This window comes from Myxococcales bacterium (assembly GCA_016706225.1).
Classification (GTDB): domain Bacteria; phylum Myxococcota_A; class Polyangia; order Polyangiales; family Polyangiaceae; genus JADJKB01.
Genome location: JADJKB010000022.1, coordinates 651854 through 678504, shown reverse-complemented (window position 1 = coordinate 678504; position 26651 = coordinate 651854). Strand labels below are relative to the sequence as shown.

The following is a 26651-nucleotide window of genomic DNA, read 5'->3' as shown; positions in this document are numbered from 1 at the left end:
TCGCTGGTGGCCCGAAGTGACATTGTCCCCGATTGGCGGACCCGGCACACTCGTTTGCCGAAAGCACACAACCATCGCCCGAGGGCGCTCGAACCGGTGTAGCCTCACGGCTCGCCAATGCGCTCTGTTTTGCTTGGAATCACCGCGGTCTTGCTGACCGTTACCCGCCTCGGGTTCGGGGCGGAGTCCGAGCCAATGACCGAGCCTGCACCCGTTCAGCCTGCGCCGGGCCCTGCCGCTCCTCCTCCCTATTCTGCGTGGCAGGGCACCGAGTATGGCGGACCCGTCGCTGGACCGCCGGTGCTTGCGCCGCCGCCGTCCCCCGGATCGCCGGAGTATTCACGACGTCCGGTCGAGCTGATCCCATCGCTTGCGCTGGCGTTGCCCAACTGCCGCGCGGGCAGTGCATCGAACCAGCGCTGTGACGGCGTGACCACCGGAGCCGGCATCGGCTTCACTGGACTCTGGCGGGTGACTCCCTACTTTGCCTGGGGTGGCGGGTTGGAGCTCTCCGGTTTCCGCTACGACCCGCCGGAAGCAATCGGTCTGACCAACACCAGCGCCGCTGCGGTCTGGCTCGGCTTGATCGGCCGGGTCTACTTCAACGACGAGGGCTCTCTGGACCCCTACGTACAGCTCGGCTTGGGCGTTGGCGCGCTCGGCACGACCGGAACCGACACGAGCGGTGCGACCTGGGAGGAAACGGGTGCGGGGCCCGCCGGGCAGCTCGGCGGCGGTCTAGATTTTTTCTTGGGACGCTCGATCAAGCTCGGACCGTCCATCGCTTACACCCGGGTGTTCGTGGACAAGATCCGTCGCTGCCAGGCCTCGGGGGACGGAAACTGCGTCGACGTCTCCAAAGACGAGAACGGTCACCTCAACGGTTACTTCTCGGTCGGCGCAAAGCTGTCCATCCTCTTGGGGGGTGAGCTCTGAAGTGGAAGAGCTCGACCTGCTCCGCCTCGATCGCCAGCTGGGTCGTGCCGTCGTCGACTGGGCGCGCTGGCGGCGTCGGCTCCGGCGCGGTGCCGCGCTGGAACAGGATCCGTTCGCCACCTACGCGTTCATCTCTCGCCTGGGCTACGAGAGTGTACGCGACCTGCCCGAGCACGATCCGCTGCGTGCTCCCATGCTGCGCTGGCTCTATCGGCTGGTCGACGACCGAGCCAATCTGTCCGGGCTGGTCGCCGTTGCTAGTGCGCGGGCGGTAGACCGCCACCCGGTCGATAGCCCCGAACACGCAACCCTCACCTTGGCGGAGATCCTCCAGCGTGTGCTGCGTGATCGCGATGTCCCTCGTTCTGCCGAGTGGCTCGCACGGTATCTGGAGCTGGCCGGCGGTGTCGCCGAGCTCGAGCGTCGGATCTCGGAGCGGCGCTCACAGATTGCGGAGCAGCTGAAGCTCGAGCCGGACGAGGTCGAGCTCCCGACCGGCGGCCTCTACGAGGTGGCCGAACACTGGTTGGCGGCAACCGATGACCGTGCCTCCGAGTTCCAGACCTCGGGTCTGCACGCATACGTCGAGCTCTCGCTCGGGCTCGACGCCCCTGATGGCTGGCCGGCGCGGCTCAGCGCCGAGTCCCTGGCCGGCCTGTTTCGCGACACCCGCCTGCTCCAGGGCCTGCCGCTCGAGCCCGGGCCCCTGCCTGCCGCCCTGGCCCCGGCGAGCTTCGCCCGCGCGCTCAGCCGTCTGGGGGCGGCTTTCGCCGACGCCCTTGCGCCGCGCGACCAACCCTTCGTGGTGGCCCACGACGCCTTCGGGCTTCGGCGCCTGGCCCACGGGGCGCTGCTCGGAGGGTTGGTGATCGAGCGGGCGTTCCTGACGCGCGCGCTGGGCCTCGGCTCGGCGCGTGCCGCCGATGCCCAGCGGGTGATGGCTCGGGTGATCTTGCTCGAGACCCGCGCGCGTGCGCTGCGCTTGCTACTGCGCCGCGCGGCACAGCGTGGCGAGCGCGCGCATCGAACCGAGTTCGAGGAGTTGACGGCGCGCGTGCTCAGCTTCCCTCTCCGTTCCGACCTCGCTGGTGCGGTGTTCGTCCCGCGCCGCGACGAAGGCCAGCGCTTCGCCGCACCGTTGCTCGCTGCCTCCCACACGCGAGCCTTGATCGAGGACCACGAGCGAGACTGGTATCGAAATCCGCGCGCAGTGGAGCAGCTGCGCGCCGAGGCCTCACTGCCCCCGCTGATGCGAGCGCCACGCGCCGCTCTCGACGAAGGCAGCAACGAGCTCAGGCGAACGTTGTTCGAGCTGCTCGGTTAGCGCTCTTCAGAACCCGTCGGGCGAAGGCGTCAGCCCGGTCGCTTCCAGGTGATAGGTGAAGCCGAAGAAGATCGCGGTCGCCCCGGGGTCCGAGACAATGCGGCGCACGGCAGCCTCCGCCGAGAACGCGCGGTCGACGTAGCCGGCTCCCACGCTCACCGCGTGGCTGCGCTCGCCGTCGTCATAACGATACCCGCCGCGGATCGCGTAGTGGTCCGCCAGCAGGATCTCGAGTCCGGCCATGGTGCGCACCTTGGTCGTGTCCCAGGTCGTGAAGTCGGACACGATGTCGCCCTCGAGCGTCAGATCCTTGGTGCCAATGCCAACGCCGCCGCCCATGCTGGTCGGCTGGAAGCCGTGGCCGGGGTTGTTCAGGTTGTTACCTACCAGAGAGATGGCGAAAAAATCTGTCGGCTTCAGCGTTGCACCGGCGTCGAAGGCAAAACCGCGCACGATGTTCTCGTCCTTGGCTCCGCCGGACGCGAGGCTGTCGCCGAGCGGCCCGAGTCCGTTCTGTTTCAGCCACAAATAACGGCCGCCGATGCCCAGCGAGAACTGGTCCGAGAACGGCATGGCCAGCGCGAAACGCAGGTCGGTCGCGCGTCGGTCGATGCCGTCGGGATCTTGCAGTGTCCACGAACCACCGAAGCCGCCGGCAAGGCGCGAGCTCGATACGATGGAGTCGACCGCGCCGCCTCCGTAACTCTGGCGGTTGGCCTCGGGCCAGATCTGCGCCAGCGCACCCAGGTGATAGATCCGCGACGCTGCCATGTTGGCCGGGTTGATGAACAGTGCCGCCACGGAGTTGCTGTAGGCGCGCAGCGCGCCGCCCATCGCCGCCGTCCGTGGGGTCTCGATCTCGCCGTAGTTCCAGCCGATGGCGGGGTCCAGATTGCTCGAGTCGGCTCGGGACTCGGGCGCCGCTAGCAGGCACGCCGTGACGGCGCCGGCGCCGGCGAGGGCGCGGATCAGTGAAGCTCGGGTACCGCCCGTTCGTCGCTCGGACTTCGACACTGTGCCGACAGCTACTCTCCCGCGCCTCGCCCGGGCAAAAAAAGCGATCGTTTCGAGAACGAGTGACCCAATGGAGTCAAGATTTCTGCGCACCCCCGGGTAAGATCTCTGCACCGCAGGAGATGTGCATCATCCTCGTGTCAGTAGACGCTTGACTCTGAGAGTGACTGATTTCCAGCTGCGAGCATCCGCGCTCGCTCGGGCGGCGACGGAATGTCAGTTGTCCATGCATGGTTACGAGTGTGCGTTTTCAACCCGGCACGACAAATCGTGTGCGCGAAAAATCACGCAGCTGGGAAAGGGCGGAATTTCTCGGAGATCGTCAGCACGCAAAATCGACGATTGAACTCCGAGGACGACCGGTGCTAGCTCGACGCTCGTCTCTGACGGTGATTCCGGTCGTGTCGACCCGATCGCCAATCAGAACGAATTCGGAAGCGAGCAATCGCCCTCCGGTCGATGATGGAAGAGTCAGAGCGTGCTCTAGGGAGTGCGGGCCTCGTGAGTGATCGCGGGTCCCGGCGCTCAAACGAGCTTGGGTCCACCAACAGACCCAAACTATGAGGCGGGGTTTCAGGCTGTCCACACCCTGTGGACAACTTGGGGGGAGCTATCTCCGTGGTTTTTGAAGCAATTGTCGAGAGAGTTCAGACCTCAGTTCAACCGAAGATGCCTAGCCCGTCGATCGACTCACCGGACTGGACCCAAGCGTGGACCCACGCGCTGGAGCGCACGCGCTCGCGTTCCCCCGCGACCTTCGAACAGTGGTTTTCGAGTGTTCAGGTCGACGGCCTGCAGCAAGGGGTGCTCTGCCTCACTGCGCGCGACGAGTTCGTGCGTGACTGGGTGAAGGCGCACTTCCTGCCCGACCTGTTGGAGCAGCTCGAGCGGGCGACCGGCGGTGACATTCGGGTGGAGTGGCGGGTCTCGAACCAGCTCGAGAGCCCCGTGTGTGAGCCGAAGTCCCCAGCTCAACGCCGCCCGCTGGCAAACGTGGGCGACAGGCCAGCCAGCTCCGAACGGGTCCCGGCCTCGGCACCCAAGAGCGACCGCTCCGGCGCCGGGCGATCTGCGCTCTCCGCCAGCCTCAATCCGAAGCACACCTTCAAGAACTTCGTCGTCGGCCCGTCCAACGAGCTGGCCTATGCAGCGGCGCTGGCCTCCGGCGGCGGCGGCGGACCCCGTTACAACCCGTTGTTCATCGCCGGCGGTACGGGTCTCGGCAAGACCCACTTGATGCACGCCATCGCGCATCGGGCGCTGGAGAACAACCCGCGCGCGCGCGTCATCTACACCTCGGCGGAGCACTTCACCAACGAGTTCATTCAGTCGCTCCAGCACAAGAACATGGACGAGTTCCGGGCACGCTACCGCACGGAGTGTGATCTGCTGCTACTCGACGACATTCAGTTCCTGGCGGGACGCGAGCAGACCCAGGAAGAGTTCTTCCACACCTTCAATGCGCTGCGCGACGCTGACAAACCCATCGTGGTCACGAGCGACAAGTATCCGCAGCAGCTACAGCGCATGCCGGAACGCTTGGTGTCACGCTTCACGTCGGGGCTGGTCGCCGACATTCAGGTTCCGCAGCTCGAGACGCGCGTTGCCATCGTGCGCAAGAAGGCGGAGCTCGAGTCGATTCCACTCGATGACGACGTTGCGGTGCTGCTGGCACAGACCGTGAAGAGCAACGTGCGCGAGCTCGAAGGTGCGCTGATTCGGCTGGCGGCCAAGTCATCGCTCACTGGCCGGCCGATCGACGTGGCGTTTGCCGAGGCGGAGCTGGCTCGAGTGGCTCCCCGACGCCCCGACATGATGAGTGTCGAGGACATCCAGCGGGCGGTCTGCAGTCATTTCCGACTGTCGAACGCCGACCTGCTCAGCAAGGACCGCCACAAGAGCGTGGCCTTCGCGCGTCAGGTGGCGATGTATCTCTGCCGCCAGCGCCTCAAGTGCAGCTTCCCGGAGCTCGGCCGGGCGTTTGGCAACCGCGATCACACGACGGTGATGAGCGCGGTCCGCCGGGTCGAAGAGCTGCGAGCAAAAGATCCGCAGGTCAACGCTCACCTCGAGGCCATCGAGCAGCGCTTGGCGTCGTCCGAGGGCTGACAGGCCGCCGGCCCAAGGGCTCGGAAGAGCGGCCCCGTTCGCCGCGACGCCGCCACCGCGGGCAGAACAACCGGGTGACTCGGTCGCGTTTCGGGCAGCTGACCGAGAACCTCGGCGATGTGCAGCACGATGGCATCGATCACCTCGCCCGCGCCGGTCCCGAGCGTTCGACCGTAGGGGAAGTCGCCGCGCGAGGAAGAAGCGACACTCTCTCCCGCCATCGGGATCCCGTCACGCACGAGCTGCCAGGTGCCTTGGCCCCTTGCGCCCCAGCCTGGCCCGTCGGCGTCTGCGGCCTGGGAGTCGATGTGGAGACGCACGTGCAAGACGTAGTCACCCGGTCGAATGTCGTCCCCCTTCCGTTTCACCAAAACCCCAGGAAAGCTCGGCCACAGCGTGCGCTCGATTGAGCCCCCGATTGCTTCGCGCACTCGGGCAAAACACAGGGGCCGCTCAGTCGGTGTGCGTTCGCACTGTTTGTCGGGGGTGCCCTCCAGCTCGACCCACAGACGATTGGTGTGCTGCACCATCGGCACTGGCGGGGGGGCGAACAAGGCGGACTCTACCGGCGCGTTGTGGTGGTGAGTGCACGCGACCAGTAGCCCGACGACGGGCAGAAGAAACAAACCGCGCATGCCCGTACGATAACGAGTGGCTTGCGGGTTGGCCCAGTTCGATGCCGTCGCTAACTCGCTGGAATTACCGCGAGTTGGCCCACCCCGGGGCAGGCCGCGGTCTTGCTCGTCGGCAAAAATGCCCCAGAAATCTGACACGTCGGAGCCCGGAATCTATATTCCAACCCATGGCAACCATTCGGCACATCCATCAGTACATGACGGATCGCCGCCGAGTGCTGCTCGAAGACGGCCGTGTCGGAAAGATTGTTCGAATCGACACGGACTTCCCCCAATGCAGCACGACGGTGTCCGTTTGGACCGGTGAAGGCCCTGGTGTCGCCAAAGTAGACATCGGAGCGGTCGTCGGTCCCGCGCCGCACGCGAAGAAAATTGCGTGACGCGCGCCTCGGCGCCCCGGAATCGACACCCGTCGGTTCGGGGCGCCAGCGGCCCGGAGATCAGAGTGGCCAGTTGACCTGGGGGATGGGGTACGCGGGCTTCGCGAGCAGGTAGCCTTGTGCGAAGTCGACGCCACAGTCCCGCACCGCCTTGAGCTCGTCGAGCGTCTCGATGCCCTCGGCCACCACGGTGGCGCCGAGCTCTCGGCAGAGCCCCGTCACTGCGCGGACCAAGATCTGCTGCCGCCGGCTCTTGTCGAGCTCGATGATCAGCTCGCGATCGAGCTTGACGACGTCCGGCTCGAGATCGAGCACCCGCTTCAGATTGCTGTGGCCGGCGCCCAGATCGTCGACCACCAAATGGACCTGGGCGCGGGAGCACAGCTCCTTGAGCACGCCCTTGCAGAGATCGAAGTACTCGAAGGCAGCGGACTCGGTGATCTCCAAGAAGACCTCCGAGTCGTGATAGTTCAGCGGGTCGTCCGGGCGGACCAACCAGCGCGAGCTCAGCTCGTCCGGGTGTACGTTCACGAACAGCCGATGGCCGGCGCCGCGTGAGAACGCAACATCTCGAATCGGGCGCCCCAGTCGCCCCGTGGACTTCTCTTCCACCGCGCGGTGGAACAAGTGGGTCGGATTTCGGTACTCCGGGACCTTGCAGCGCACCAAGGCCTCTTGGGCGAAGACCTGCCCCGTCTTGATCGAGACGATCGGCTGAAAATGCACGTCCAGATCGTCAGCGGTCAAAAAGCGCGTGCTCTTGGTTGCACCGGCCACCGCTTTTGCGATCTCTGCATCGCTTGCAGTCCAGTTGAGTTGCCGACGATCGGTCATGAGCGACGCACCCCCGCAGGGAGCTTTCAGCGTAACACGAATTGGTCCGTCACTTCTCGCGGCTTCCGGACGAGAAAGTGAGCCCTCGGATCCGCACGCCCGGGGCTGCGACCGAGCCGCCGGCCGACCACCAGTTCGGAACCAAGACGCGGTCGGCGGTCATGCCATCGGCCCGTTCCAGCGCCTCGAGCAGGCTGTCGGTGAAGCGCATGCTCTCTACGGCCCCGACGATCTTGCCGTGCTCCACCAGAAACGTCCCGTCCCGGGTCAGTCCGGTCATCACGGCGCGTCGGGGTTCCAGGTAGCCGTTCACGTAGTGCAGCCGTCGCACATAAAGTCCGCGCCCGAGACCACCGATCAGCTCGTCGAGGCTGGCGGCCTCTCCGCCCTCGACGACCAACGACGATGGGGTCGGGCCTCCGGAGGCAAACCCACCCGGCGGGCAAGCGTTGCCGGTCGAACTAATGCCGGCGCGGGCGGCGGTGGCGCGATCGTGCACGACCGCTTGGGCCACGCCCCGGCGGAGCAACGGGACCTGGCGGCGAGCCACCCCTTCGCGATCGAACGGAGCAGAGAACGCGTGGGGGCCGAGCGGATCTTCGAACACGGATAACAACTCGCCGGTGATGCGCTCACCCATACGGCCGGAGAGCGGGCTCATGCCTTGTTCGAGCTCTCGCGCACCGAGGCCAATCATACCCAGCCACTCGATCAGTTCGGCGAACGCCAGGGGACCGAGCACAGCGTCGTAGGCGCCGGCGGGCAGCGAGCCGGGATTCTTCCCGCGCTCGGCGTCGGTCACGGCCCGCTCTGTCTCGGCTTCGAGCGAGAGCTGTGTCACGTCGGTGTGAGCGCACATGCCGTGCCCGGCAGCCCCGCCGCCGCCGGCGCTCTCCAGCGCCCAGACCTTGAACGACGCGAGTGTGCTCTGGTACGAACGCAGGAGCCCGTGGCTCGTGGCAACGGCTTCGATTCGCGAGGTCGTGTCGAGCACACCGGTTGCGATCAACCCTGCGCGCTCGATGCGGCGAAATACCGGCTCGAGCAGCGTGACTCGCTCGTCTGCGCTCGCCTCCGCCGTGCTCCGGGCGAAGCGCGCGACGGGCGGCGGAGCCGGCTCGTCCGCGCCGGCGAAGCCCGGGAAACTCTCGTCGCGCGGCACACTCGGGGCGGCTCGCGCCGCGTCCTTCAGAGCGTTCACGATCGCGGCTTCGTCGAGCTCTGCGACGCTGGCCTCGACCACCCGCCGATCCCGCGCCACCCGCACGACCACCGACGGCTCCTCGAGCTGCATGTGCTGTCCGAGGTCACCGACGGCGAAGCGAGCGAAGCCACGCCGGGCGAAGCTCGCGTAGGCTTCAGCCTCGGGCTCTCCGGCGCGGTCGAGCGCACGCTTCAGCAACTCGGTGAGCTCGTCGGCCTTCATGTATGCCCGATCTCGACCTGGCGGAAGCGCGCTGGCGCTGCAGCGTGCGCCACGGCCATCGTCTGCATCGGGTCGCCCTTGCCACACAGCATGAGCCCCCAGATCCGGGACTCCGCGGCGCCACAGATTGCGTCGCAGCTCTGCCAGAACTTCGGAGTGATGCCGGTGTAGCGCGAGTCCCGGAGCAAGCGCACGCGCTTGCCGCGTTTGATCTCCCAGCCCAGCTCGCACGAAAACTGAAAGTTCAACCTCAGGTCGTCGATGCTCCAGCTCTGATTGACGTCGAGCAGGATGCCATCTGCCGTGTCGGCGATGAGATCTTCCAGGCTGCCACTCCGCGGTTCCAGCGAGACGTTGACCATGCGGATCATGGGCACGCGGTTCCAGCTCTCGGCGCGCACCGTTGCGGTCGACTCACGACCGAGCGCAGCGGCGGTCTCGCGAGAAGAGAGGTAGTCGACGAAGATCCCCTCGCGGACCAGCGGTGCCTTGGTGGCCGGGGTGCCCTCGTCGTCCCAGCCAAAGGTGCCCAGCCCGCCTGGCTCGGTCGAGTCGGCGGTCAGGGTCACGATGTCCGAGCCGTAGCGCAGCTTGCCCAGGTCTTTGGGCTGGAGGAAGGAGCCGCCGGCCAGGGAAATCTCGGCGCCGAGGGCGCGATCGAGCTCCGTTGGGTGCCCACACGACTCGTGGACCTGCAACGCCATCTGATTGCTGCCGAGGATCAGGTCCCGCGTTCCCTCGGGGCAGGGGTCGGCGCTCAGCAAGTCGATGGCTTCGCTGCGCACTCGCGCGGCGGCTCCCATCAGATCAGTGAGGGCGACGATTTCATAGCCGCCTTGCAGGCCCTCGGAGCCGGGAAAGCCCGGATACGATCGACGCTGCATGCGTCCATCGCTACCCACCGCGATGGCCATCATTCCGATGCCGCCATAGACGAAGCGCTGCGCGACGTCGGTGCCCTCGCTGGTCAGGAGAAGTTTATCGACCTCCGTCCAGTGCATCCAGGCTTCGGCGCTGTGGATGGGGGAACCGCCGCGTCTCAGCTCCGCCTCGGGCCCGGTGAGATCCCCGAGTTTCTGCTCGAGGCTGATGCCAAATGGATCAATCTGCACTGGGCAGCTGTAGTTGCCCCGCTCGCCTCTGCGCTCGGGAAAGCTCACGGGTCTCGCGGCGAGCCTCGCACTGGCGCGCGCGACGGCGACCGCCTCGTCGACCATGCGTGCGAGGTCGGCGTCCGTAGCCGCCTGGGTGCAAGCGAACCCCCACGCGCCTCTTGCGATCAAGCGCGCGGAGAAACCGGCTGCGCTGTTCTTCGAAATGCCCTCGGGCGCGCCGTCGCGCACGCGCAGGCGTTCACCACGCTCACGCACCCAGCGGATCTCGACGTGGGATACGTCGGCGTGCTTCTTGGCTCGCCCGAGCGCCGTCGCGCAGAGCTCACGAGCCGGCGAATCGGCGGGCATGGACTGGCAGTCTACTCCCGGAGCCCGGACCCAGAGCCCGGAATCTGCGCCGGTTGTCCTTCACGCCCCGTGCCCACGTCGACGCTCGTGCTGGCGGCGCAATAGATTGTAAAACAGTGTCACGGGCGCTTTCGTGCGCGCCTTCACGCTGCACACTAAGAGCATGAGGATCCGTCGTGTGCTCGCCTTGGCGCTGGCGCTGCTCGCCCTCTTCGCCCTCTGTCACGCGCCCGGCAGCCGCTTCTGGCGGGCCGGGCGCCTGCTGCTCGCGCTGTCGACTCCGCCAGCTGCGGCGGCGGCGGTAATCGAGACGGAGCTGACGCTGCCGGGCCGTGATGGTCCGATCCGCGCGCGCTTGTACCAGCGGGCTGACGCGCCGCGCGCCCCGGGTTTGGTGATTGGGCATGGCGTGCACTTCAAGGGCATCAACGAGGGCAGGCTGGTGCCGTTTGCGCGGGAGCTGGCCCGGGCCGGACGCACCGTGCTCACGCCGGAGCTCCGGGATCTGACCGAGTACCGCATCACCCAGCAAGGGGAGCGGATCCTCGTCGACTCGGTGAGCTACCTCTCCGCGAAGAGTGAGTGGGTGAGCGGACCGCGGGTTGGCTTGCTCGGTTTCAGTTTCGCTGGCGGTCTGTCCCTCGTTGCCGCCGGCCGTCCAGAGCTCGAAGGCAAGCTCGACTACGTGACCAGTGTCGGTGGACATCACGACATGGCCCGCGTGCTTCGCTTTCTGATCAGCCATCAGATCGAGACACCGCACGGCGTCCGCGCGATGAAAGCTCACGACTACGGCCTGGTGGTCGTGGTCCTGGACAACATCGAGCACTTCGTGGACGAGGCCGACCAGAGCACGCTCGCTCGAGCGCTGCGGCTGTGGCTCCACGACGATCGTGCGTCAGCTAGGGCGCTCGCGTCCGAGCGTACGACGGCATCGGGGGAGCGCCTGTTCGGGCTGCTCGAGGCCGGCCGACTGGCGGAGCTCGGTCCGAAGCTATCCGAGCTGGTGTCGTCGAAGCAGAGCGCGCTCGCGGAGCTCTCCCCGGGCGGGCGCCTGAAGGACATCGGAGTCCCGGTCTATCTGCTGCACGGCTCCCACGACTCGGTCATCCCAGCGAGTGAAGTCGAGTGGGCCGACCTGGAGCTTGGGTCGGCACCGCATCAGGCGCTGATCTCGCCGCTTTTGCGGCACGTCGAGGTCGACAAGTCCGGGAGCATCGGGGAAGAGCTGGCGTTGGTCGACCTGATGGCGAAGATGCTCTAGCCAGACCCCGGCAAGAGCAGGCAATACTTTCGCCATGGACGCCGAAGAAGAGTCGCCGGTTCTGCTTCAGACCGAGCGTCTGGTGCTCACGCTTCTTCCGCCGTCGGCGGCCAAACGTGTGCTCGGTTTCCAGGCCGACAATCGCGCGCACCTGTCAGGCTGGTCTCCGCCGTTTCCTCCCGGCTACTTCAACGAAGAGTACTGGATCTGGCGGCTCGATCAGAACCGAGCCGAGTACTTGGAGGATCGGTCGTGTCGGCTGCAAATCACGAGCGCCGATCAACCCGACGGTCCCGTCATCGGGCAGATCAGCTTCACTCAGTACTCGCGCGGTCCGCACCAGAGCTGCAACCTCGGCTACAGCATCGATCATCGCCATCAGGGACGCGGGCTGATGAAAGAAGGACTCACCGCTGCCCTCGAGCTCGCGTTCGGGCGGTTGGCTTTCCACCGTGTCGCCGCCAACTACATGCCAACCAACGAGCGCTCCGGCAGGTTGCTACGTAGTCTGGGCTTCGTCGTCGAGGGGTACGCGCGCGACTACCTCTACCTGGCCGGTGCCTGGCGTGACCACGTGCTCACGTCCTTGCACAACCCCGATCCGTCGCCGCCGGGAGTGCGGGCCTTCGCGACGCCGGGCGTTCAGCGCTGAGCGCGTCGCCGCCCGAGCAGCGCGAGCGCGCCGAGCGCAAGGCCGAGCCCGAAGCCGGCGGGCACGCTGCCCCGCGGAGTGCTGCAGCCTCCGAGCGGATGGAGCTCCTCGTCGGTCGCTGGAGCGCCGCCTGTGCCGAGGGGATTACCGCCGATTCCCCCGCCGCCGAACCCGCCGACGGCGCCGCCACCGGTTCCGCCGGTTCCGCCGGTGGCGCTGGTCTTCTGCAGCACTTCGATCGCCTGGTAGAGGCCCTGTTCGTCGCCCTTGTTCACGATCATGACCCACACGTCCGTCGCATCTTTGGGGACGTCGACGCTTGCGGATTTTCTGCCGAAGTTCTCGGTCTCGAACAGCCCGTCAGCGGTCGACGACAGAACACCGGCGTCGAACGAGAAGGTGATCGGCTCCTTTGCAAAGCGCACCAGTACGGCCGGTGTGTACGGATCGGCGTCCGGTCCGAGGCTGTACTGGTTGCCGAGCTGGATGTTCACCCACTGGATCTTGAGCGTGTCGGTTCCGGGCTTCAGCGCCGTGTGGACCTGAATCAAGCCGGGCGCGTAGGCGGCGGTCTGTTCCAGCCCGACGTAGGGCTTGCCGGCCGCGAAGAAGCCGTTGGCGAGCTTCCACGAGGAGCCGGATAGCGGTTGCCCCTTGTACTCGAGCACGCGTTTGCAGACCGGAAACACACCCCGCTTCTCGAGCTCGGTCGCCAGGGCGTCCGCGGCCGGCTTACCGAGCGTCGATGCCTCGACCGAGGCACGGAAGAGCTCGCCGAGATCCGCGTAACCGAGCTCACCGGTCGGCGCGCCGAGCATCGCGGTGACCAACGCCGTGTCGAAGGTGTTGCGGTCGCCGGCGGGCAGCGCTTGACGCACGCTCCACAGCGCGCCCGAGAAGAGCGTCGAGTCGATGTGAACTTCGCCGACGATGTTCTTCGGACAGGAATCGTCGTTCTCCAGGTCGCGAATCACCTTGTCGCCGAGCTGGAACGAGGTGTTCTTGGCGGCGTACTCACCAACCTGGCCGTCGCCGGTCAGTGCGCTCGAGAAGTAGTCAGCGAGCGCTTCGTTCATGGCCCCCGCGGCGGGTGACGCACCCTGTTCGTCGAGCAACCAGAACCCGGCGAGGTTGACGGTCCGGTCGACCAGCGCATGCCCGAGCTCGTGGTAGACGACGTCCCCGTCGTAGGCGAAGTCGGCGGAGGTGCCCTGGCCGAAGTAGAGTCCGCTGTCGATGCCCTTGAACAGACCGGGGTAGGGGCTCTGGGGGGAAAAAAACGCGTTGTCGTAGGGCTCGAGCGGGGCGGTCGTATCCTTCATCAGTGAGACGTTGAAGCTGTCCCATCCCTTCGGAAAGCGCAGGTTCGCCACCGTGGTCAGCGGTTTCTTCTCGAGCTCCGGCATGCCGAGCGACTCGTAGAAGGCGTAGGCCTTGGCGGTGTGAAAGTACATGCTGAGCTCCGCGAACTCGTCCTCAGGCGCGGTGTCGCTGCTGTACGCGTAGGGGAAATCCCCGTTGGCATCGGCCTTTGCCTTGGGCACGAGCTCACACATGTGAATCCCGTATTTCCCGACCAGCGTCTGGGTGTCGATGCAGTTGACGGAACGGATGCGCGAGTCCTCGAGAGTCGTGGCGCCCGCCGAGAGTGTGCTGAGTGTCACCGCCGTTGCGGTCGGGGTCGAGACCGGGTTCTGCTCGTAGAGCGTTGCAGCGCGATCGAAGCGTGTTGCGTCGTATGCGAGGACGACGTTTCCGCTCACGGCGTCGACGACGACCACCGGTGAATACGGCGTGCCGGGTGTCAGACCGCGGTAGAGGACCCAGACCAGTCGCGCCTGGCTTCGGTCCTGGGCGAGCCATGCGAGCTTCGCGTCGTTGGCATCGAAGTTCGCGCCGCGGCTCGTGCCCCTCGCGCGCTCGGTGGCGAAGCCACGGCTGACGACCGGCGTAGATGATGACGGGAAGCTCTCGGCCAGCTTCGCGGTCGCGAACCGCGTCGGGTTGCCTTTGACGTCGAGCAACACACTGGCGCCGCGCGACAGCACCGGGATACCGGCCTGGAGTTGGCGGAAGCGCTCCAGGGTTTGCCCACCCGGACGAGAGATGCTGGCGACGTGGGTGAGAGTGACTCGAGAAGCGACTGGCGCGCGCGCCGCGAGCACTTGATGGGCGCGCTCAGCGCGGTTTGCGCTCGCGAGTTTGACGGGGATGTCGGCGAGTACGAGCGGCGTCTGCCCGAGGGCGGCGCCAGTCGTGAGCAGAGCTGCCAGAAACGGGCAAAACCGAGCCGTGAGGGGTGTGCGCACACTGCCTCCGTATGTAGTCCGCGCGTGGGGGTCGGATCCTTGGCAGGCAGCCCGGCTGGCGGCAAGCCCGGCGAGTTTTTGGGCCTCGAGTGCCCGAATGCCGGGCAGGCCTGGCAGATCCAGAGGGTTCTGCCGCGGCAATTGCGCCCTTCGAAAAAAGTTTGGAACCCCGGGGCCTCCCCGCCTGTCAATCCCAGCGAGACACGACGCGCGAACGCAGATGGGTGGCCCTCCCGCAATGATGCGGGACGAAGCCCCGCCGACCTGACGAGCCGTCGACTTCCCGAGGTGAGATATCCGTCATGGCCCAGTCCAATTCCATCAACCCGTTTCTCTCCAACCTGACCGACTTCAACGCGCGCGCTGCGTTTGGGCTCGAGAAAGCCCCGGCGTTGGTGAACGACGATGGACCGATGGGATACGCCATGGTGCAGAGCGGCCCCGCCGTGAGCGCGGGCGAGTGCGAGAACGTCGCCGCGCGCGCCGTCGAAGTGACGGTGCTCTGGGGCACCAACATCATCCACGTCGCGCACCTCGACCCGCCGCGCGCGTTTGCCGTCGGCGAACGCTCGACCAAGGACGCGCCCTGTCAGGTGACGATGCCCAGCGAGAAGCTCGGCACGGACCGACTCGAGATTGTCAGTTTGATCGGCGGTGAGCCGAGTGTGACGATCCCCGCCGGTGCCAACGCCAAGAAGACCCAGGGCACGAACGCCGAGGCGGTTGCAGCCGGCACCACGATTGCGCTGGCGCTCGGTACGCGGGTCGACCTCTCTTTCGGTGACCTGAAGGTCCAGGTCGCGGGGGTTCACCCCGGCCGGCGCACCAAGCGCGCGTACTTCGCTCAGGACGACTCGGCGGCCGCGGGATTCTTCGGTCTCTCCGCCTGCATCGCGGCGGCCTTCATCGGCGCCATGGCGTTCTTCGTTCCTGCGATGGGGCTCACCGACGACGAGACGGGCAACAACGATCGCCTGGTGTTGATTCAGCAGTACCTGGCGGCGAACGCCGAGCGCAACCGTGAGCTCGACGAGCAGACGGCCGACAACACCGACCCGCTGAAGGGCGGCGGTGAGCGGGCCGAGGCCGCCCGGGGCGACTCCGGCGCGCTGGGCAAACCCACCGCCAAGCTGGCCAACAAGCGCGCGGGGGTGGCAGGGCCCAAGGACAACATCGACCCCCACATGGCGCGTGAACGCGCGCTGAGCGAAGCCAAGACCTTCGGTTTGATCGGGCTCCTGAACTCGATCAACGGCGGCGACCCGAATGCGCCGACCTCTCCCTTCGGTCGCGACTCTTCCTCGGGCACGGACGACAAGAGCGCGCAGGGCAACATGTGGGGCGACGAGATCGGTGACTCGTGGGGCTCGAATGGGCTCGGCCTCACCGGCATCGGCGAAGGCGCCGGCGGCAAGGGTGTCGGGATCGGCATCAACGGCATCGGTACCTGTGGCGGCACCGTGTGCTCGGGTCTCGAGGGTGGCTTCGGCCAGTCGGTGGGCCGCAACGTTCCGGGTCACAAGACGCGCGTCCCGCGCATGACTCCCGACGGCAACACGGTGGTGTCCGGCCACCTGCCCGCCGAGGTCGTGCAGCGCATCGTGCGCCAGAACTACGGTCGCTTCCGCATGTGTTACGAGCAGGGACTGAACAGGAACCCGAACCTCGCAGGTCGCGTAGCCGCTCGCTTCGTCATCGGTCGGGACGGAGCCGTGAGCAACGTGCAGAACGCGGGTAGCGACATGCCCGACAGTGGGGTCGTCTCGTGTGTGGTTGGCGCCTTCTACGGTCTGTCGTTCCCGGCGCCCGAGAACGGTATCGTCACGGTGAGCTACCCGATCATGTTCACGCCTGGCTGAGCGCCTCCCCGCATCGAACCCCAGCTAACCAGGCGAGGGCCGCGTCGAAAGACGCGGCCCTTTTTCTTGTGCGCCCAGCATGGGCGCTGTCTTGCGGGTGCAAGTCCCGCCGGAAGGAGGTCATCCCGATCGAAGCGAACCGCAACTGCGGAAGGGCGACCGACCGTGGGAAGGAAGCGGGGAGCGAAACCGCAGGCCGATGTACAAGAACCGGATCCGAGGCGACGCCGAGCGGGGCGAGCGAGCAAGTGACCGCGAAGCTCCGATGACCAAGCTCAGGCGGCGTAAATCCGGCGGTCGTGCGGTGAAGGACAGCGTTCTTACCTGGGGAGATCTCGCCTCACGCTCGAAAGGGTGACGCAGCAGCGGCGCGAGAAGTCAGCCGAGGTCGTAGTAGCCGGCGGCGGCCAAGGACCGAACGAAGAGGAGGCAGAAACGACCGTGGGTCTCGAAGGCAAACGGCCTCAGATGTCCAGGCAACTGGAGCTGCCGCTGGTGGGTAGGGGTGAAGCCCCGAGAGGAAAGCGGAGCGAGGAAGCGCCGACGGCGACGTACGGAGACGAGCGCTCGGGAACGAGTGACTTGATGGAACGGGTGGTCAGCCGCCGGAACCTTCAAGCCGCGCTGAAGCGAGTGAGGAAGAACAAGGGTAGTCCCGGCATCGATGGGATGACGGTCGATGAGCTGCCCAACCATCTGCGCGCCCACTGGGCCGAGCTTCGCGAGCATTTGCTTTCGGGGACGTACCAGCCCGCGCCGGTGAGGCAGCGGCTCATCGAGAAACGAGGCGGTGGGGTGCGCGAGCTTGGCATCCCGACCGTGCTCGACCGATTCATTCAGCAAGCCCTGTTGCAGGTCTTGCGTTTACGTGCGGTCCAAGCGTGCGGGCGAGCGCGTAATGGGGCTGCTACAGCGGCTCTACGCGAAGCTCCGACTCCAAATCAACGAGTCGAAGAGCGCCGTGGCGCGGGTGTGGAACCGCAAACTGCTCGGCTACTCCCTCTGGGTGGCGCCGGGTGGCGTGGTGAAGCACCGGGTTGCGGACAAAGCCCTGACGACGATGAAGGAACGGGTACGGCTCATCACGAGACGAACTCGTGGGCGGAGCATCGAGCAGGTCGTGGCCGAGCTGCGAGGTTACCTGGTCGGGTGGAAGGGGTACTTCTGCCTTGCCAATACGCCCCGCATCTTCAACGACCTCGACGAATGGATCCGCCATCGCCTGCGAGCGATCCACCTCAAGCAATGGAAGCGAGGGCGTACCATCTACCGCGAGCTGCGTCTCCGAGGTCTCTCGGAACGCGCCGCGGCCCAGGTGGCCGCCAACGGCCGGCGCTGGTGGAGAAACTCGGCCATGGCGATCCACATCGCACTTCCCAACGAGCTTTTCGACGCGCTGGGTGTGCCCCGGCTCGCCGCGTAGCCTCAACTCTTCGAACCGCCCGGTGCGGACCCGCATGCCGGGTGGTGTGGGAGGGGTCCCCGAGGCAAACTCTCGGGGCCCCTATCCCGATGCCGAGCCCACGCTACTCGCGGGTTCCGTTGAACTGGCACTGCCCCGCGTCGTTGGTGCAAGTGCCGGTGAGCCCGTTGCCGGCGGTGGCGATCACACACGTCACACTCGAGCTGTCGAAGGTGACGTCTTTGTTCGAAGCCGTTCCGGTCGCCGTGATCACGGGCCCCAGGAACGGGTCGCAGTTGAACGTCACGTCACAGCCGGATTGCGCGATCGTGCAGGTCTTGATCAGGCAGGCGTTGATCTTCCAGACGCCCGAGTAGTCTTCACACGCCGCGGCGTCGTTCTTCGGCGCCTCCGTGGTGTTCTCCGAGCTGCAGGCGAACAAACTCGACGTCACGCCGAGCACGAGAGTGAGGCCAATGAGCGGGCGTTGAAGCATGGCGGCATCTTACACCGCGCAAACAGCGCGGTCGCGTTCGCTGTGGGAGCACGAACCTCGCCTGGCTCAGCGAACCACCCGCCCGATTGCCATCGGCGTGTGCAGCATCCAGGCGGACCTCAGGCCGACCCAGCCGTACGCAATCGGTGCATCCGTCTCCGGGTCGGCCATGACCAAGATGGTGCCGCCTCCGAAACCGGTGCGGTCACTCCCCTCTCGGGTGTCGTGGTCGTGCCGGTAGCTCGAGGCATCGGCGATCCTGACGAGGTAGGCGTGGGGCACGTCGGACACGGGCTCAGGTTTTGCGAGCAGGAACGCGACGTGTCCGGTGTTGGGCGAGCGGATCTCCTTGGGTCGCAGCCAGGCGATCACGTCGCCCGGCGCCGCGTCCGTCACGCGCCCCACGCGTGACCAACCGTAGCGCGCGCGGCCGATGCGGGTGGCGGCGATCTGCCGATAGTAGTCGCTGGCGAGGGCGCGACCGCCCTTCGACCGATAGGCCACGGCGCTCTGCGCTACGGGTGAAGCCCGCCGGAGCACCCAGGCGGCCATGCCCGAGCAGTCGAACTCGTAGCGCCCCGTGCGCTCGTCCACCCGCGTCGCATGGGTGTAGCGTGACTGCTGCAGATTTCCTTCGATGCGGCTCAGCGTCGCGAGAACGGTCTGTGGAGCGTTGGGTTCAGCCGATGCGGGCGAGACCGTCAGCGTGACGGCGGCCGCTCCGACCGAAAACAGTGGTCCCCGCATCCCGACGACTCTGGACCAGGGGCGGCGCCCCGGCAACCCGGTCACACTCCGAAGGCCTGGGAAGATTGCCAGGCTGCGTTTGGGTCAGGCAACCAAGCCGCGCCGAGGGTGCGGGGTCGGAGGTTCGATGAAAAATGGATCGAGGGTTCCAAGGGTTTACCGTGTTGGATCGTTGATGCTCGCCGTCGGGGTCCTGGGGTTCTCGATGTTTCGCGCGAGCGCGGGCTGCACCCGCTCCGACACGGCGCTCGAACCCGAGGCTCCGACACGGGCCCCGGCCACCGCCGCAGCGCCTGGCATCGCCTCCGATCCGGCGCCGGCTGCGCCGCCGATCGAGTCGGAGCGTCCGACAGCCGTGCCGCCGGTGAAACCTGGGGGCAAAGCCGTGCGCCCGCCGAGTGAGTTCTTTCCGGGCACGAAATCGGGTTCGGTGCATTTGCACGAAGAGAACGACGACCCACCACCGTCGCAGGCGGCACCGCAGAAATGATCCGCCTCTTGCTCGACACCGCCGCGAGCTTCGTGCTGCTCGCGGTCGTCTTCGGTGCGCTGGAGCGATCATTCCCCGCGCGGCCCGAGCAGCGCTTCTTGCGACCGAAGTTCGGCACCGATGTCTGGTTCTTTGCGGGGCAGTACCTGGTGTTCTCCGGGCTGATCACCGGTGGCTTGTCGCTCTTGGCTCAATCGCTCGCCGCGCGCGGCCTCTCGCTCGCAAGCTGGTCCGATCACCACCCGCTCTGGCTGCGCGTGATCATGGCGCTCATGATTGGCGACGTCGTCGTGTACTGGTTTCACCGCGCCTGCCATCACTTCGATTTTCTCTGGCGGTTCCACGCGGTCCACCACAGCGTCGAGCACCTCGACTGGCTCGCCGCGCACCGCGAGCATCCGGTCGATGGTTTGTTCACCCAGCTCTGCCTCAACCTGCCGGCGATCGTGCTCGGGCTGCCCTTCGAAGCGCTGGGTGCGCTGATCGTTCTGCGTGGGATGTGGGCGATCTTCATTCATTCCAACGTGCGTCTGCCTCTCGGGCCGCTCGCCTTCGTGCTCGGCGCTCCCGAGCTGCACCACTTTCATCACGCTCGTGTGGCTCGCACCCAGCACAACTTTGCCAACGTCGCGCCCTGGGTCGATCTCGTGTTCGGGACCTTCCGCTGGCCGGCCGCGGACGAGAGTTACGCCCTCGGTTTGGTGCAACCTGGGCCGCGCGGTTACCTGGCCAGCCTGCTCGCACCGCTCGGGCTCGCCGGCGCCCACGCTCGCGGGGTGGAACTCCTCAGCCGCCGCCGCGGCCGAAGCGCGCGCGCAGGCGCCGGTGCCGCCAGCGAAACACCGCGCTGACACTGGCGGAGACCAGCGCGGCCGGCGCGAACCGGGGCACGATGTGCAGCCGGTCGCGCACGCGTGTCCCGCCGGCGCTCGGCTCGACCCAGCGCTCGTGCTCCCAGACCCGCTGCAAGAGGGAGGTGGACCGTTCGAGGAAGTGGCCATTGCCGGCCGCCATCAGGCGTAGCTGGTGGCGATCGAACGGCACCAGCCCGAACGCCAGAAGGTACGAGGCGAACAGCGGCTGATCCAAGCGCGCTTCCTCGAGGCTGCGGGTGATGGCGTCGCGCGGGGCGGTCATGCGCACCCACGGAGCCAGCTCGCGGTTCACTCCCTCCAAAGTACGAACCGCCGCCCAGACCGCGTCGGGTGACGCGGCTAGCTCGGACTCGAAACTGAGCTCGATGGGCTTCTCACTGCTCATCGTGTCCTTCCAAGCGGAGATCGTTCATTTCAGGCACGCGCAGCAGTTCCCCGGATCCGTGCTTTTGTCGACGGCGCAGTACCCTTCGGCGTAGCCGGCGTTCTGGCACGCGGCGTCGCAGTCCGGGAAACCGCCCAGGCATTGCGAGCAATCCTTGGCGGCGGCGCACGCGCAGCAGTTGCCCGGGTCCGTGCTGTTCGGGACCGCGCAGCTCCCACCCGGGCGATCCGCGATCTTCTGGCAGGCGATGTTGCAGTCAGCGTGGCCGCCCAGGCAACCAACACAAGGCTTGCACGCAGGATCATTCGGGTTGCCATTGGGAGCGCAGCTCAGAGTGCCGGCGCTGCACGTAGTGGCCCCGCCGGCGCACGGCCCTGCAAGCCCCGTGGCACACGCCCCGCCTCCCTCCGGATTGCCCTCGTCCGTCTGACCGTCGCAGTCGTCGTCCTTGCCGTTACATAGCTCGTCTTGCGGCAACACACTGCCTTCACAGCTCGGCGACCACACGCCTGCGACGCAGATTTGTTTTCCGTTCTTGCATATGCCTTTGTTCTCCGACCCGAGCGGCCCCGCGTAACACGGCTGCGTTTGTCCGGAAGTGCACGAGCAGCCCTCGTCGGGTGAGCCGTCGCAGTCGTCGTCGAGACCGTCGCCGCAGGACTCGGTGCTCGGCAGAACACTGCCGACACAAACGCCCCAGCCGCTCTTGTCGCAGGTCTGCTCGCCGAGCTTGCACACACCAACGCCCGCGGCAGCAACCGGACCAGCGTAACAGGGCTGTTTTGCGGCCACGGGGCTGCACGGGGACCCAGCCGTCGCCCCACCCGGCCCCCACCCGCCGCCGCCGTCGATGGTGTGGACACCGCCGGTTCCACCTGCCGGCGATGCCCCGCCGCTCGCGCTCGGATCGCTTGAAGACTCACCGGAGCAACCGGTGTCGAGTGCGGCCGCGATCAAACACGCCGCCAGCGCGAAGAAGCTGCCCCGCCGAGCCATGCCTCCAGGCTACGGCGCGGGGTAGGTCCCGTCCTGTTCTTTTTTTCACGCCCCGAGCGATGACGTTGGGGCCCATGCCGCATAAGCTCGCGCCCCGTGATTGCTCCTCGCATTGGCTCTCGGTTGGCGCTCGGCTTGGCTCTTCTTTCCGTCGTCGCGGCCGGCTGCGGCGCTCACTCCGGTGCACCCGGCAAGACCTCAGCCGACAAACCAGCTCCGGCCGATGCGGGCAAACCTCCCTCCAAACGCCAGCAGCTGGTGCGTGTCCTTCGGTCTCTCGATCGCTCGAGCGCCGTGCTCGACGCGCTGCCGCCGGCGGTCCAGACCGAGCTCCAGAACTTCGTGCAGCAACTCGGTCAAGCCGAGCGTCGAGAGCTCGCAAAGCGCGAGAGTCCGCTGGTGCGCGAACGACCGCTCCTGCACCTGGCCGTCGGCGGCTCGTCCCCCGACGCGCTGTTCGAGCTCGGAACCAGCCAGCGTCTGGCTCAGGACCTGATCACCGTGCGCGCGGTGTCGGGCAACACCAGCTATGAAGATCTGCCGGGGGCCGTACGCGCCGTTGCCACGCGCGCCGCCTCGACCTGGTTGCGCGACCGCGCGGCCGAGGCAGCATCACCGACGGCGTTCACGCCCGAGCTGGCCGATCGCATCGACAGTGCAGCTCAGACCCTCGGGCGCTGGGACATCGTGCGTTTGGCGCGGGAAATTTCCGTCGAGCTGATCCCCAACGACGGCGGGCGCTGGGCGTCGCTGGCCCGCGCGACGGCGCACGAGCTCGACCTCGCGGCGACCGAGAGCGCTCTGACAGAAGCCAAGAAGTATCCACCGCAGAACCGCGTGCAAGCTGGACGCGTCGAGCGGGCGGAGCGGGCCGCGCGCGCCGCTCAGAGCATCAAGCGACTGCAGAAGTCAGCGACCGATCTGCCGAGCCAGCTCGATCTCGCTCGAGCGTTGCTCGACGTACGGCGACTCGACGACGCAAAGAAGGTCTTGCTGCCGCACAGGGCACAGGCAGCCAAACATCTCGGAGTCGCCGCGGCGCTGGCGGAGGCTGAGCTCGACAACGGACTGTGTCCGGGTCTTCCACTCGGAATGGGCAGCACGTTCTTGTGTTCCATTGCCTGGAAGCAGGACCCTCGCACCGCCAAGATGAGCAGCGAGCTGGAGAGCGCCTGGAAGAGCGGGGGCGGGCGGGATGTCCGCGGCATCGAGGGGTACCTCGCCATCGTGCAGATCGCTCCCTGGATGTACGGCACCATGGCTTCGCCGGGCACTTCACAGGAGGAGCTGGGACGGCGGTTTCTCGAGCGCCTCACCTCGATGCGCGAAGCCGCGAAGGAAGCCGCGACCTCTGCGCCGCATTTCGCGGGAGCCGTGCTGTTCGCCGACACGATCGCCATCGGCTACGACGCCGTGTCCAAGAACGAGTCGAAAGTGGCTGCCGTGGCGCGCGAGCTCCTGAGCCAGCGGGCGACGGAAGTGATCAAGGCAGCGCCACACGACCCCTTGGCCAGTGCAGCGACGCTGGCCGTGGCCGCGCTCTCGTTTCGCGATCAGGACGTGCAGCCGCTCCTGGACCTGCTGCCGCGCGATGTCGATGCCTCGAACTACTTCGCCTATCAGGTGCTGCGGCTCTGGTCCGGAACCGTGCGGCAGAATCAGGAGACCACGCGCGCTGCTGCCAACGAGCTCGCCGCGCTGTTGCCCGAGTACGGGCCCGACTCTCTGGATCGCGCTCGCCTGATCTTGATGCTGGCGGAGAGTGATGCCGCTCTGCAGCGCACACCAAAAGCTTATGCTGTGCTCGAGCAAGTAGCAAAACCCCTGACGCTCGAAGGTGTGCCGCTCGATCTTCGACTGCGAGCCGCGATCGACTACGCCGGGGCACGGGCGCTGTCGGGCAGCCCGGAAGACGGCGCCAAGCTCCTGGAGGGACTCGTGGCGACGGCACCGATCGCGCACCCGGAGGTCAAGACCTTGGGCCTGATCGCGTCGAGCTACTTGTTCGTGCTCCGCGCGCGAACCAGCAAGGCCGCCGAGCGCGCGGAGTACCGCGACAAGTTCGCGAAGCTCGCGACGGAACCGGCGTTCGCTGGGTCGTCGGGCGCGACCGAGCTGTGGCGCGAGTTATGGCAGAAGGAGCTGGACTACCTGGTCGAGCTCGATCGCTGCGGTGCACTCAAGGTGTGCACGGAGCGCGCTCGCAAGAAGCGCGTCTTGCCGGCGGGCGCGCTGGATGAAAAAGCGGGACCCGAAGTTGCGAAGCTGGTCCGGCGGGGCACGCTGCCCTCCGGAAGCTTGAACCTGACGTTTGCGTTCGGCGCCGCAGGCCTGGAGGGGATCGTGCAGGTCAGCCCGGCCCTGCTCATGCTCGAAGCGCCCGGCGAGTAGGCTTACCCCCCAGAATTGCAGTCGATGAGAATTTGCTTGCAAGAAACCACCTTGTCCTACATTGTGCGCTTATGACGCACAGTCGCCGACACCTCCGTCACCCGGTTCGGTTCCCTGTCGCCATCGAGAGCCCTGCCAAACCCGGCCGAGTTGGCGTCGTACGCAACGTGAGCCAGTGCGGTGTGCTGATGGGCACTCCCAGCCGGTACACGGTGGGTCAGCGTGTTCGGCTGCGCTTCAGGACACGCGGTGACGGTCCGCAGTTCGAGCTGCCGGCTACGGTCGTGCGCATCGATCGCGATCCGACCGGAGACTGGTTGTCCCGGCTGATCGCCGTCGAGTTCGATCGCGAGGTCAGCGAGCGCCGACTGGTCGAGTTGCGTGAGACCTATCAGCTCTTCACCGCAGCGTGACTTTGCGGCCGCAGGCGGCGTCAGTATTCGAACCCGCTGCCACCGATGAACTCCCTCAGAATGGAGGTCGGCGGGACGTGGTCCGGGTAGATCGTCACGAAGCGGTCGAGTAACCCGAGCAGCCGAAAGGCGGTCGTGTACGCCTGATCCGACTGGGGAACCTCCAGCAGGTAACGCTCGGCGAAGACCTTGAGCACGCTGAGCTCGTACACCAGAGACGAATCGAAGACCGAGTCTGCGTGGTGCTGGAAGGGGAAGATGTGTTTGCGCTCACCGGCGCGCACGCTCGGCCAGCGCATGATGTTCATGGCGGCGGTGGCGCCCCGCGAGTGACGATCGCGCACGATGCGACGCAGCAGGCGCACGTCGCTCGCGTGCACCCGCGTGAGCCGATCAAAGGGCAGCTGGACCAGCGGGCAGGCGAACACACGGTAGACGCTGCTGGCGGGAAGCCGGGACAAAAGCTGCGGATTTAGCCCGTGAATGCCCTCCAGCATCAGGATGTCGCGTTCACCCAAGGTGATCGGTGCGCCGCCCTCCGGCTGGCTGACCCCGGTCGCGAACTCGTAGTGCGCCGTGCGCACGGTGTCGCCGTTCAAGAGGCGCGCGGTGTGCTCCCCGAGCAAGTCCACGCGCAGCGCTTCGAAGGCTTCGTAGTCGTAGTCGCCCTTTTCGTCCTTCGGCGTGTCCTCGCGGTCGACGTAGTAGTCGTCGAGGGACACCCCGACCGGGTTGATCCCGTTGACCTGGAGCTGCACCTTCAGCCGCTTGATGAAGGTGGTCTTTCCGGACGAAGACGGCCCAGCAATACACACCACCTTGACGTCGCGACCCCGAGCCAGGATGTCGTCAGCGACGCGACCGATGCGTTTCTCTTGAAAGCCCTCGCTCACACGAATGAGCTGTGAGACGTCGCCGCGAATACATGCGCCGTTGAAGGCCCCAATGCTGGTGATGCCCAGCGTCTCGAGCCAGCGATCCTGATCGCGGGTCATGGTGCTGGCCTGCTGAGAGACCGCCCGGGCCTGTTCGACCAGCGACGCCGAGAAACGCAAGCGGGAGCCAGCCGAGGCCCCCGGTGGCGCGAGCTCGCCGGGCCCCGCGGGTGTGCCGTAGACCATGAGCAGCCCGCCGTCGTCGTTGAGCACACGGAAGTCCGAAGACAGCTTGCCGGTCGACGGCAGCATGGCGCCGAGCCGCACCGCGTAGGCCTTGCCCCAGCTCACCAGAGGCACTGCGGGCTCTCGCCAGGTATCCAGCAGGTTCGCCAGGTCGGTCCAGCCAACGGCCGCGAAATGCGCCTTGGCTTCGTCGACCGTCCACCACTCTTCGCGCAACGGCGCGTCCTCCGCGACCAGCTCGCGCATGTGGTCCTCGAGCTGTTGCGCCAGCTCGGGCAGGTTCGTCGTCTTCGCCCCAGAGGCGGTGACCCGCTGCGCGAACCCCACCGAGTGCCCCATGCGCAGGTCGAGATCCGGGCTGATTCGACGCGCCGCTTCGAGCAACACCAGGGCCTGGCTGCGGCGATAGATGCTCTGCCCCTCCCAGTGATCCACCGTGAGCGGCTCCAGGCTGCAGTCGGACGAGAGCGGGCTGGTCAGCGAGCTTGCCTTGCGATCCACCAGCGCCGCCACCACCAGTCGGCCGTCGATGGTCTCGGGCAACAGCTTGCCGAGTGGTGTGCCGGTCGGGGCGCGCCGGGTCTCGCCGTGGAGCTTCACTTCCACGCTGAGCCTTCGAGGCAGTGAGCGTTCGTGGAGCAGGAGCCCGACGCTGTCCGTCACTTCGAGCAGGCGTGCGGCGACACCCCCGACCAGGGCGTGAACGACCCTGAGGGCGAGCTCCGGGAATTTCGCCGTGAAGTCCCGGTAGTGGTCGTAGGTCAGCATGGCCAGCTGCAGCCGGGATGCCGCGGTGATGGTCGCGGCCCGCGGCCGATCGGCGATCAGCGCGAGCTCGCCGAAGTGCCCACCCTGCCCGGTCTCTCCGAGGTCGAGCCCACCGCGGCTGATACGAGCCGTGCCGTGCAGTACGAAGTACATGGCGCGATCCCGCTCGCCCTCGCGTACGATCAACGTGCCTGGGTCGACCCAGAGCTCCTCGAGGAATGGCGCGAAGCAGTCGCGGTCGAGCGCTGACAGCTCGGCCAAGATCGGGTTGCCGCTCGAACCGAGCTCGGAGGACGATGGGGGGACGCTGGTCTTGGGCCTGATTGACATGCGCGGTTCGCTCTTATCCGCGTGGTAGGTTC

22 protein-coding genes and 1 pseudogene are annotated in these 26651 nt (G+C 66.7%); 12 read left to right on the top strand and 11 right to left on the bottom strand.

Annotation, left to right across the window (positions count from 1 at the left end; all coding sequences use genetic code 11):
* Positions 1-117 precede the first annotated feature (117 nt).
* Together IPI67_34015 and IPI67_34010 are read left to right on the top strand one after the other, a co-directional pair.
* On the top strand, positions 118-936 hold the full coding sequence (locus IPI67_34015) for a hypothetical protein (GenBank protein ID MBK7585192.1): 819 nt from the start codon (positions 118-120) through the stop codon (positions 934-936).
* Positions 926-2260, top strand: coding sequence for a hypothetical protein (locus IPI67_34010; GenBank protein ID MBK7585191.1), 1335 nt, complete (start codon positions 926-928; stop codon positions 2258-2260). The genes IPI67_34015 and IPI67_34010 overlap by 11 nt, the downstream gene beginning before the upstream one ends.
* A 6-nt stretch (positions 2261-2266) precedes the next feature.
* On the opposite strand, the gene IPI67_34005 is transcribed toward IPI67_34010, so the two are convergent.
* The gene (locus tag IPI67_34005; GenBank protein MBK7585190.1) at positions 2267-3274 is read right to left on the bottom strand and encodes a hypothetical protein; all 1008 of its coding nucleotides are present in this window, start codon (positions 3272-3274) and stop codon (positions 2267-2269) included.
* Between the two features lie 669 nt (positions 3275-3943).
* On the opposite strand from IPI67_34005, the gene dnaA reads away from it, so the two are divergent.
* A complete protein-coding gene (gene dnaA / locus IPI67_34000) occupies positions 3944-5383 on the top strand; it encodes a chromosomal replication initiator protein DnaA (GenBank protein ID MBK7585189.1) in 1440 nt (479 codons plus the stop codon).
* Here dnaA and IPI67_33995 read toward each other — a convergent pair.
* Positions 5338-6018, bottom strand: a complete 681-nt coding sequence (locus IPI67_33995) for a hypothetical protein (GenBank protein MBK7585188.1) — start codon at positions 6016-6018, stop codon at positions 5338-5340. The two genes, dnaA and IPI67_33995, sit on opposite strands and share 46 nt — an antisense overlap.
* A 167-nt stretch (positions 6019-6185) precedes the next feature.
* Between IPI67_33995 and IPI67_33990 the strand changes: the two genes are divergently transcribed.
* Positions 6186-6398 carry a hypothetical protein gene (locus IPI67_33990; protein MBK7585187.1) on the top strand — a complete coding sequence of 71 codons (213 nt, stop codon included), beginning with the start codon at positions 6186-6188 and terminating at the stop codon, positions 6396-6398.
* Between the two features lie 60 nt (positions 6399-6458).
* On the opposite strand, the gene IPI67_33985 is transcribed toward IPI67_33990, so the two are convergent.
* The 3 genes from IPI67_33985 to IPI67_33975 are packed head-to-tail and all read right to left on the bottom strand — an operon-like array spanning position 6459 to position 10121.
* Positions 6459-7232 (bottom strand): EAL domain-containing protein, encoded by a 774-nt coding sequence (locus tag IPI67_33985; protein MBK7585186.1) that lies wholly within the window; start codon positions 7230-7232, stop codon positions 6459-6461.
* Positions 7233-7281: 49 nt separating this feature from the next.
* The gene (locus tag IPI67_33980) at positions 7282-8658 is read right to left on the bottom strand and encodes a TldD/PmbA family protein (protein ID MBK7585185.1); all 1377 of its coding nucleotides are present in this window, start codon (positions 8656-8658) and stop codon (positions 7282-7284) included.
* Positions 8655-10121 carry a TldD/PmbA family protein gene (locus IPI67_33975; GenBank protein MBK7585184.1) on the bottom strand — a complete coding sequence of 489 codons (1467 nt, stop codon included), beginning with the start codon at positions 10119-10121 and terminating at the stop codon, positions 8655-8657. Before IPI67_33975 ends, IPI67_33980 begins: the two co-directional genes overlap by 4 nt.
* Before the next feature lie 163 nt (positions 10122-10284).
* On the opposite strand from IPI67_33975, the gene IPI67_33970 reads away from it, so the two are divergent.
* Both IPI67_33970 and IPI67_33965 read left to right on the top strand, forming a co-directional pair.
* Positions 10285-11385 carry a hypothetical protein gene (locus IPI67_33970; GenBank protein MBK7585183.1) on the top strand — a complete coding sequence of 367 codons (1101 nt, stop codon included), beginning with the start codon at positions 10285-10287 and terminating at the stop codon, positions 11383-11385.
* Between the two features lie 34 nt (positions 11386-11419).
* On the top strand, positions 11420-12037 hold the full coding sequence (locus tag IPI67_33965; protein ID MBK7585182.1) for a GNAT family N-acetyltransferase: 618 nt from the start codon (positions 11420-11422) through the stop codon (positions 12035-12037).
* Here IPI67_33965 and IPI67_33960 read toward each other — a convergent pair.
* Positions 12028-14346 carry a hypothetical protein gene (locus IPI67_33960; protein ID MBK7585181.1) on the bottom strand — a complete coding sequence of 773 codons (2319 nt, stop codon included), beginning with the start codon at positions 14344-14346 and terminating at the stop codon, positions 12028-12030. The two genes, IPI67_33965 and IPI67_33960, sit on opposite strands and share 10 nt — an antisense overlap.
* A 302-nt stretch (positions 14347-14648) precedes the next feature.
* Between IPI67_33960 and IPI67_33955 the strand changes: the two genes are divergently transcribed.
* Positions 14649-16205 carry an AgmX/PglI C-terminal domain-containing protein gene (locus tag IPI67_33955; protein MBK7585180.1) on the top strand — a complete coding sequence of 519 codons (1557 nt, stop codon included), beginning with the start codon at positions 14649-14651 and terminating at the stop codon, positions 16203-16205.
* A gap of 468 nt (positions 16206-16673) precedes the next feature.
* Positions 16674-17628, top strand: a pseudogene (locus IPI67_33950) (hypothetical protein).
* A 103-nt stretch (positions 17629-17731) separates the two neighbouring features.
* Here IPI67_33950 and IPI67_33945 read toward each other — a convergent pair.
* Together IPI67_33945 and IPI67_33940 are read right to left on the bottom strand one after the other, a co-directional pair.
* Positions 17732-18103 (bottom strand): hypothetical protein, encoded by a 372-nt coding sequence (locus tag IPI67_33945; GenBank protein ID MBK7585179.1) that lies wholly within the window; start codon positions 18101-18103, stop codon positions 17732-17734.
* Between the two features lie 66 nt (positions 18104-18169).
* Positions 18170-18850 carry a hypothetical protein gene (locus tag IPI67_33940; GenBank protein MBK7585178.1) on the bottom strand — a complete coding sequence of 227 codons (681 nt, stop codon included), beginning with the start codon at positions 18848-18850 and terminating at the stop codon, positions 18170-18172.
* Between the two features lie 175 nt (positions 18851-19025).
* On the opposite strand from IPI67_33940, the gene IPI67_33935 reads away from it, so the two are divergent.
* Both IPI67_33935 and IPI67_33930 read left to right on the top strand, forming a co-directional pair.
* Positions 19026-19340, top strand: a complete 315-nt coding sequence (locus tag IPI67_33935) for a hypothetical protein (protein MBK7585177.1) — start codon at positions 19026-19028, stop codon at positions 19338-19340.
* Positions 19337-20191, top strand: coding sequence for a sterol desaturase family protein (locus IPI67_33930; protein MBK7585176.1), 855 nt, complete (start codon positions 19337-19339; stop codon positions 20189-20191). The genes IPI67_33935 and IPI67_33930 overlap by 4 nt, the downstream gene beginning before the upstream one ends.
* On the opposite strand, the gene IPI67_33925 is transcribed toward IPI67_33930, so the two are convergent.
* Positions 20127-20600 carry a hypothetical protein gene (locus IPI67_33925; GenBank protein ID MBK7585175.1) on the bottom strand — a complete coding sequence of 158 codons (474 nt, stop codon included), beginning with the start codon at positions 20598-20600 and terminating at the stop codon, positions 20127-20129. The genes IPI67_33930 and IPI67_33925 overlap by 65 nt on opposite strands.
* 24 nt (positions 20601-20624) lie before the next feature.
* Positions 20625-21596 carry a hypothetical protein gene (locus IPI67_33920; protein MBK7585174.1) on the bottom strand — a complete coding sequence of 324 codons (972 nt, stop codon included), beginning with the start codon at positions 21594-21596 and terminating at the stop codon, positions 20625-20627.
* A gap of 96 nt (positions 21597-21692) precedes the next feature.
* Between IPI67_33920 and IPI67_33915 the strand changes: the two genes are divergently transcribed.
* Together IPI67_33915 and IPI67_33910 are read left to right on the top strand one after the other, a co-directional pair.
* Positions 21693-23987: a hypothetical protein gene (locus IPI67_33915; protein ID MBK7585173.1), complete on the top strand. Its 2295-nt coding sequence runs from the start codon at positions 21693-21695 to the stop codon at positions 23985-23987.
* A gap of 71 nt (positions 23988-24058) precedes the next feature.
* Positions 24059-24400: a PilZ domain-containing protein gene (locus IPI67_33910; protein MBK7585172.1), complete on the top strand. Its 342-nt coding sequence runs from the start codon at positions 24059-24061 to the stop codon at positions 24398-24400.
* A 20-nt stretch (positions 24401-24420) separates the two neighbouring features.
* Here the strand turns inward: IPI67_33910 and IPI67_33905 are convergent, their stop codons facing one another.
* Positions 24421-26619, bottom strand: coding sequence for a cyclic nucleotide-binding domain-containing protein (locus IPI67_33905; GenBank protein ID MBK7585171.1), 2199 nt, complete (start codon positions 26617-26619; stop codon positions 24421-24423).
* Between the last annotated feature and the right edge of the window lie 32 nt (positions 26620-26651).

What these genes read in the sequence shown, in the direction of transcription:
- IPI67_34015 (MBK7585192.1), top strand. Translation starts at nt 118, where the DNA reads ATGCGCTCTGTTTTGCTTGGAATCACCGCGGTCTTGCTGACCGTTACC.
- IPI67_33975 (MBK7585184.1), bottom strand. Translation starts at nt 10,121, where the DNA reads ATGCCCGCCGATTCGCCGGCTCGTGAGCTCTGCGCGACGGCGCTCGGG.
- IPI67_33970 (MBK7585183.1), top strand. Translation starts at nt 10,285, where the DNA reads ATGAGGATCCGTCGTGTGCTCGCCTTGGCGCTGGCGCTGCTCGCCCTC.
- IPI67_33985 (MBK7585186.1), bottom strand. Translation starts at nt 7,232, where the DNA reads ATGACCGATCGTCGGCAACTCAACTGGACTGCAAGCGATGCAGAGATC.
- IPI67_33955 (MBK7585180.1), top strand. Translation starts at nt 14,649, where the DNA reads ATGGCCCAGTCCAATTCCATCAACCCGTTTCTCTCCAACCTGACCGAC.
- IPI67_33905 (MBK7585171.1), bottom strand. Translation starts at nt 26,619, where the DNA reads ATGTCAATCAGGCCCAAGACCAGCGTCCCCCCATCGTCCTCCGAGCTC.
- IPI67_33910 (MBK7585172.1), top strand. Translation starts at nt 24,059, where the DNA reads ATGACGCACAGTCGCCGACACCTCCGTCACCCGGTTCGGTTCCCTGTC.
- IPI67_33925 (MBK7585175.1), bottom strand. Translation starts at nt 20,600, where the DNA reads ATGAGCAGTGAGAAGCCCATCGAGCTCAGTTTCGAGTCCGAGCTAGCC.
- IPI67_33930 (MBK7585176.1), top strand. Translation starts at nt 19,337, where the DNA reads ATGATCCGCCTCTTGCTCGACACCGCCGCGAGCTTCGTGCTGCTCGCG.
- IPI67_33945 (MBK7585179.1), bottom strand. Translation starts at nt 18,103, where the DNA reads ATGCTTCAACGCCCGCTCATTGGCCTCACTCTCGTGCTCGGCGTGACG.
- IPI67_33995 (MBK7585188.1), bottom strand. Translation starts at nt 6,018, where the DNA reads ATGCGCGGTTTGTTTCTTCTGCCCGTCGTCGGGCTACTGGTCGCGTGC.
- dnaA (MBK7585189.1), top strand. Translation starts at nt 3,944, where the DNA reads ATGCCTAGCCCGTCGATCGACTCACCGGACTGGACCCAAGCGTGGACC.
- IPI67_33940 (MBK7585178.1), bottom strand. Translation starts at nt 18,850, where the DNA reads ATGCGGGGACCACTGTTTTCGGTCGGAGCGGCCGCCGTCACGCTGACG.
- IPI67_33920 (MBK7585174.1), bottom strand. Translation starts at nt 21,596, where the DNA reads ATGGCTCGGCGGGGCAGCTTCTTCGCGCTGGCGGCGTGTTTGATCGCG.
- IPI67_33980 (MBK7585185.1), bottom strand. Translation starts at nt 8,658, where the DNA reads ATGAAGGCCGACGAGCTCACCGAGTTGCTGAAGCGTGCGCTCGACCGC.
- IPI67_33935 (MBK7585177.1), top strand. Translation starts at nt 19,026, where the DNA reads ATGCTCGCCGTCGGGGTCCTGGGGTTCTCGATGTTTCGCGCGAGCGCG.
- IPI67_33965 (MBK7585182.1), top strand. Translation starts at nt 11,420, where the DNA reads ATGGACGCCGAAGAAGAGTCGCCGGTTCTGCTTCAGACCGAGCGTCTG.
- IPI67_33990 (MBK7585187.1), top strand. Translation starts at nt 6,186, where the DNA reads ATGGCAACCATTCGGCACATCCATCAGTACATGACGGATCGCCGCCGA.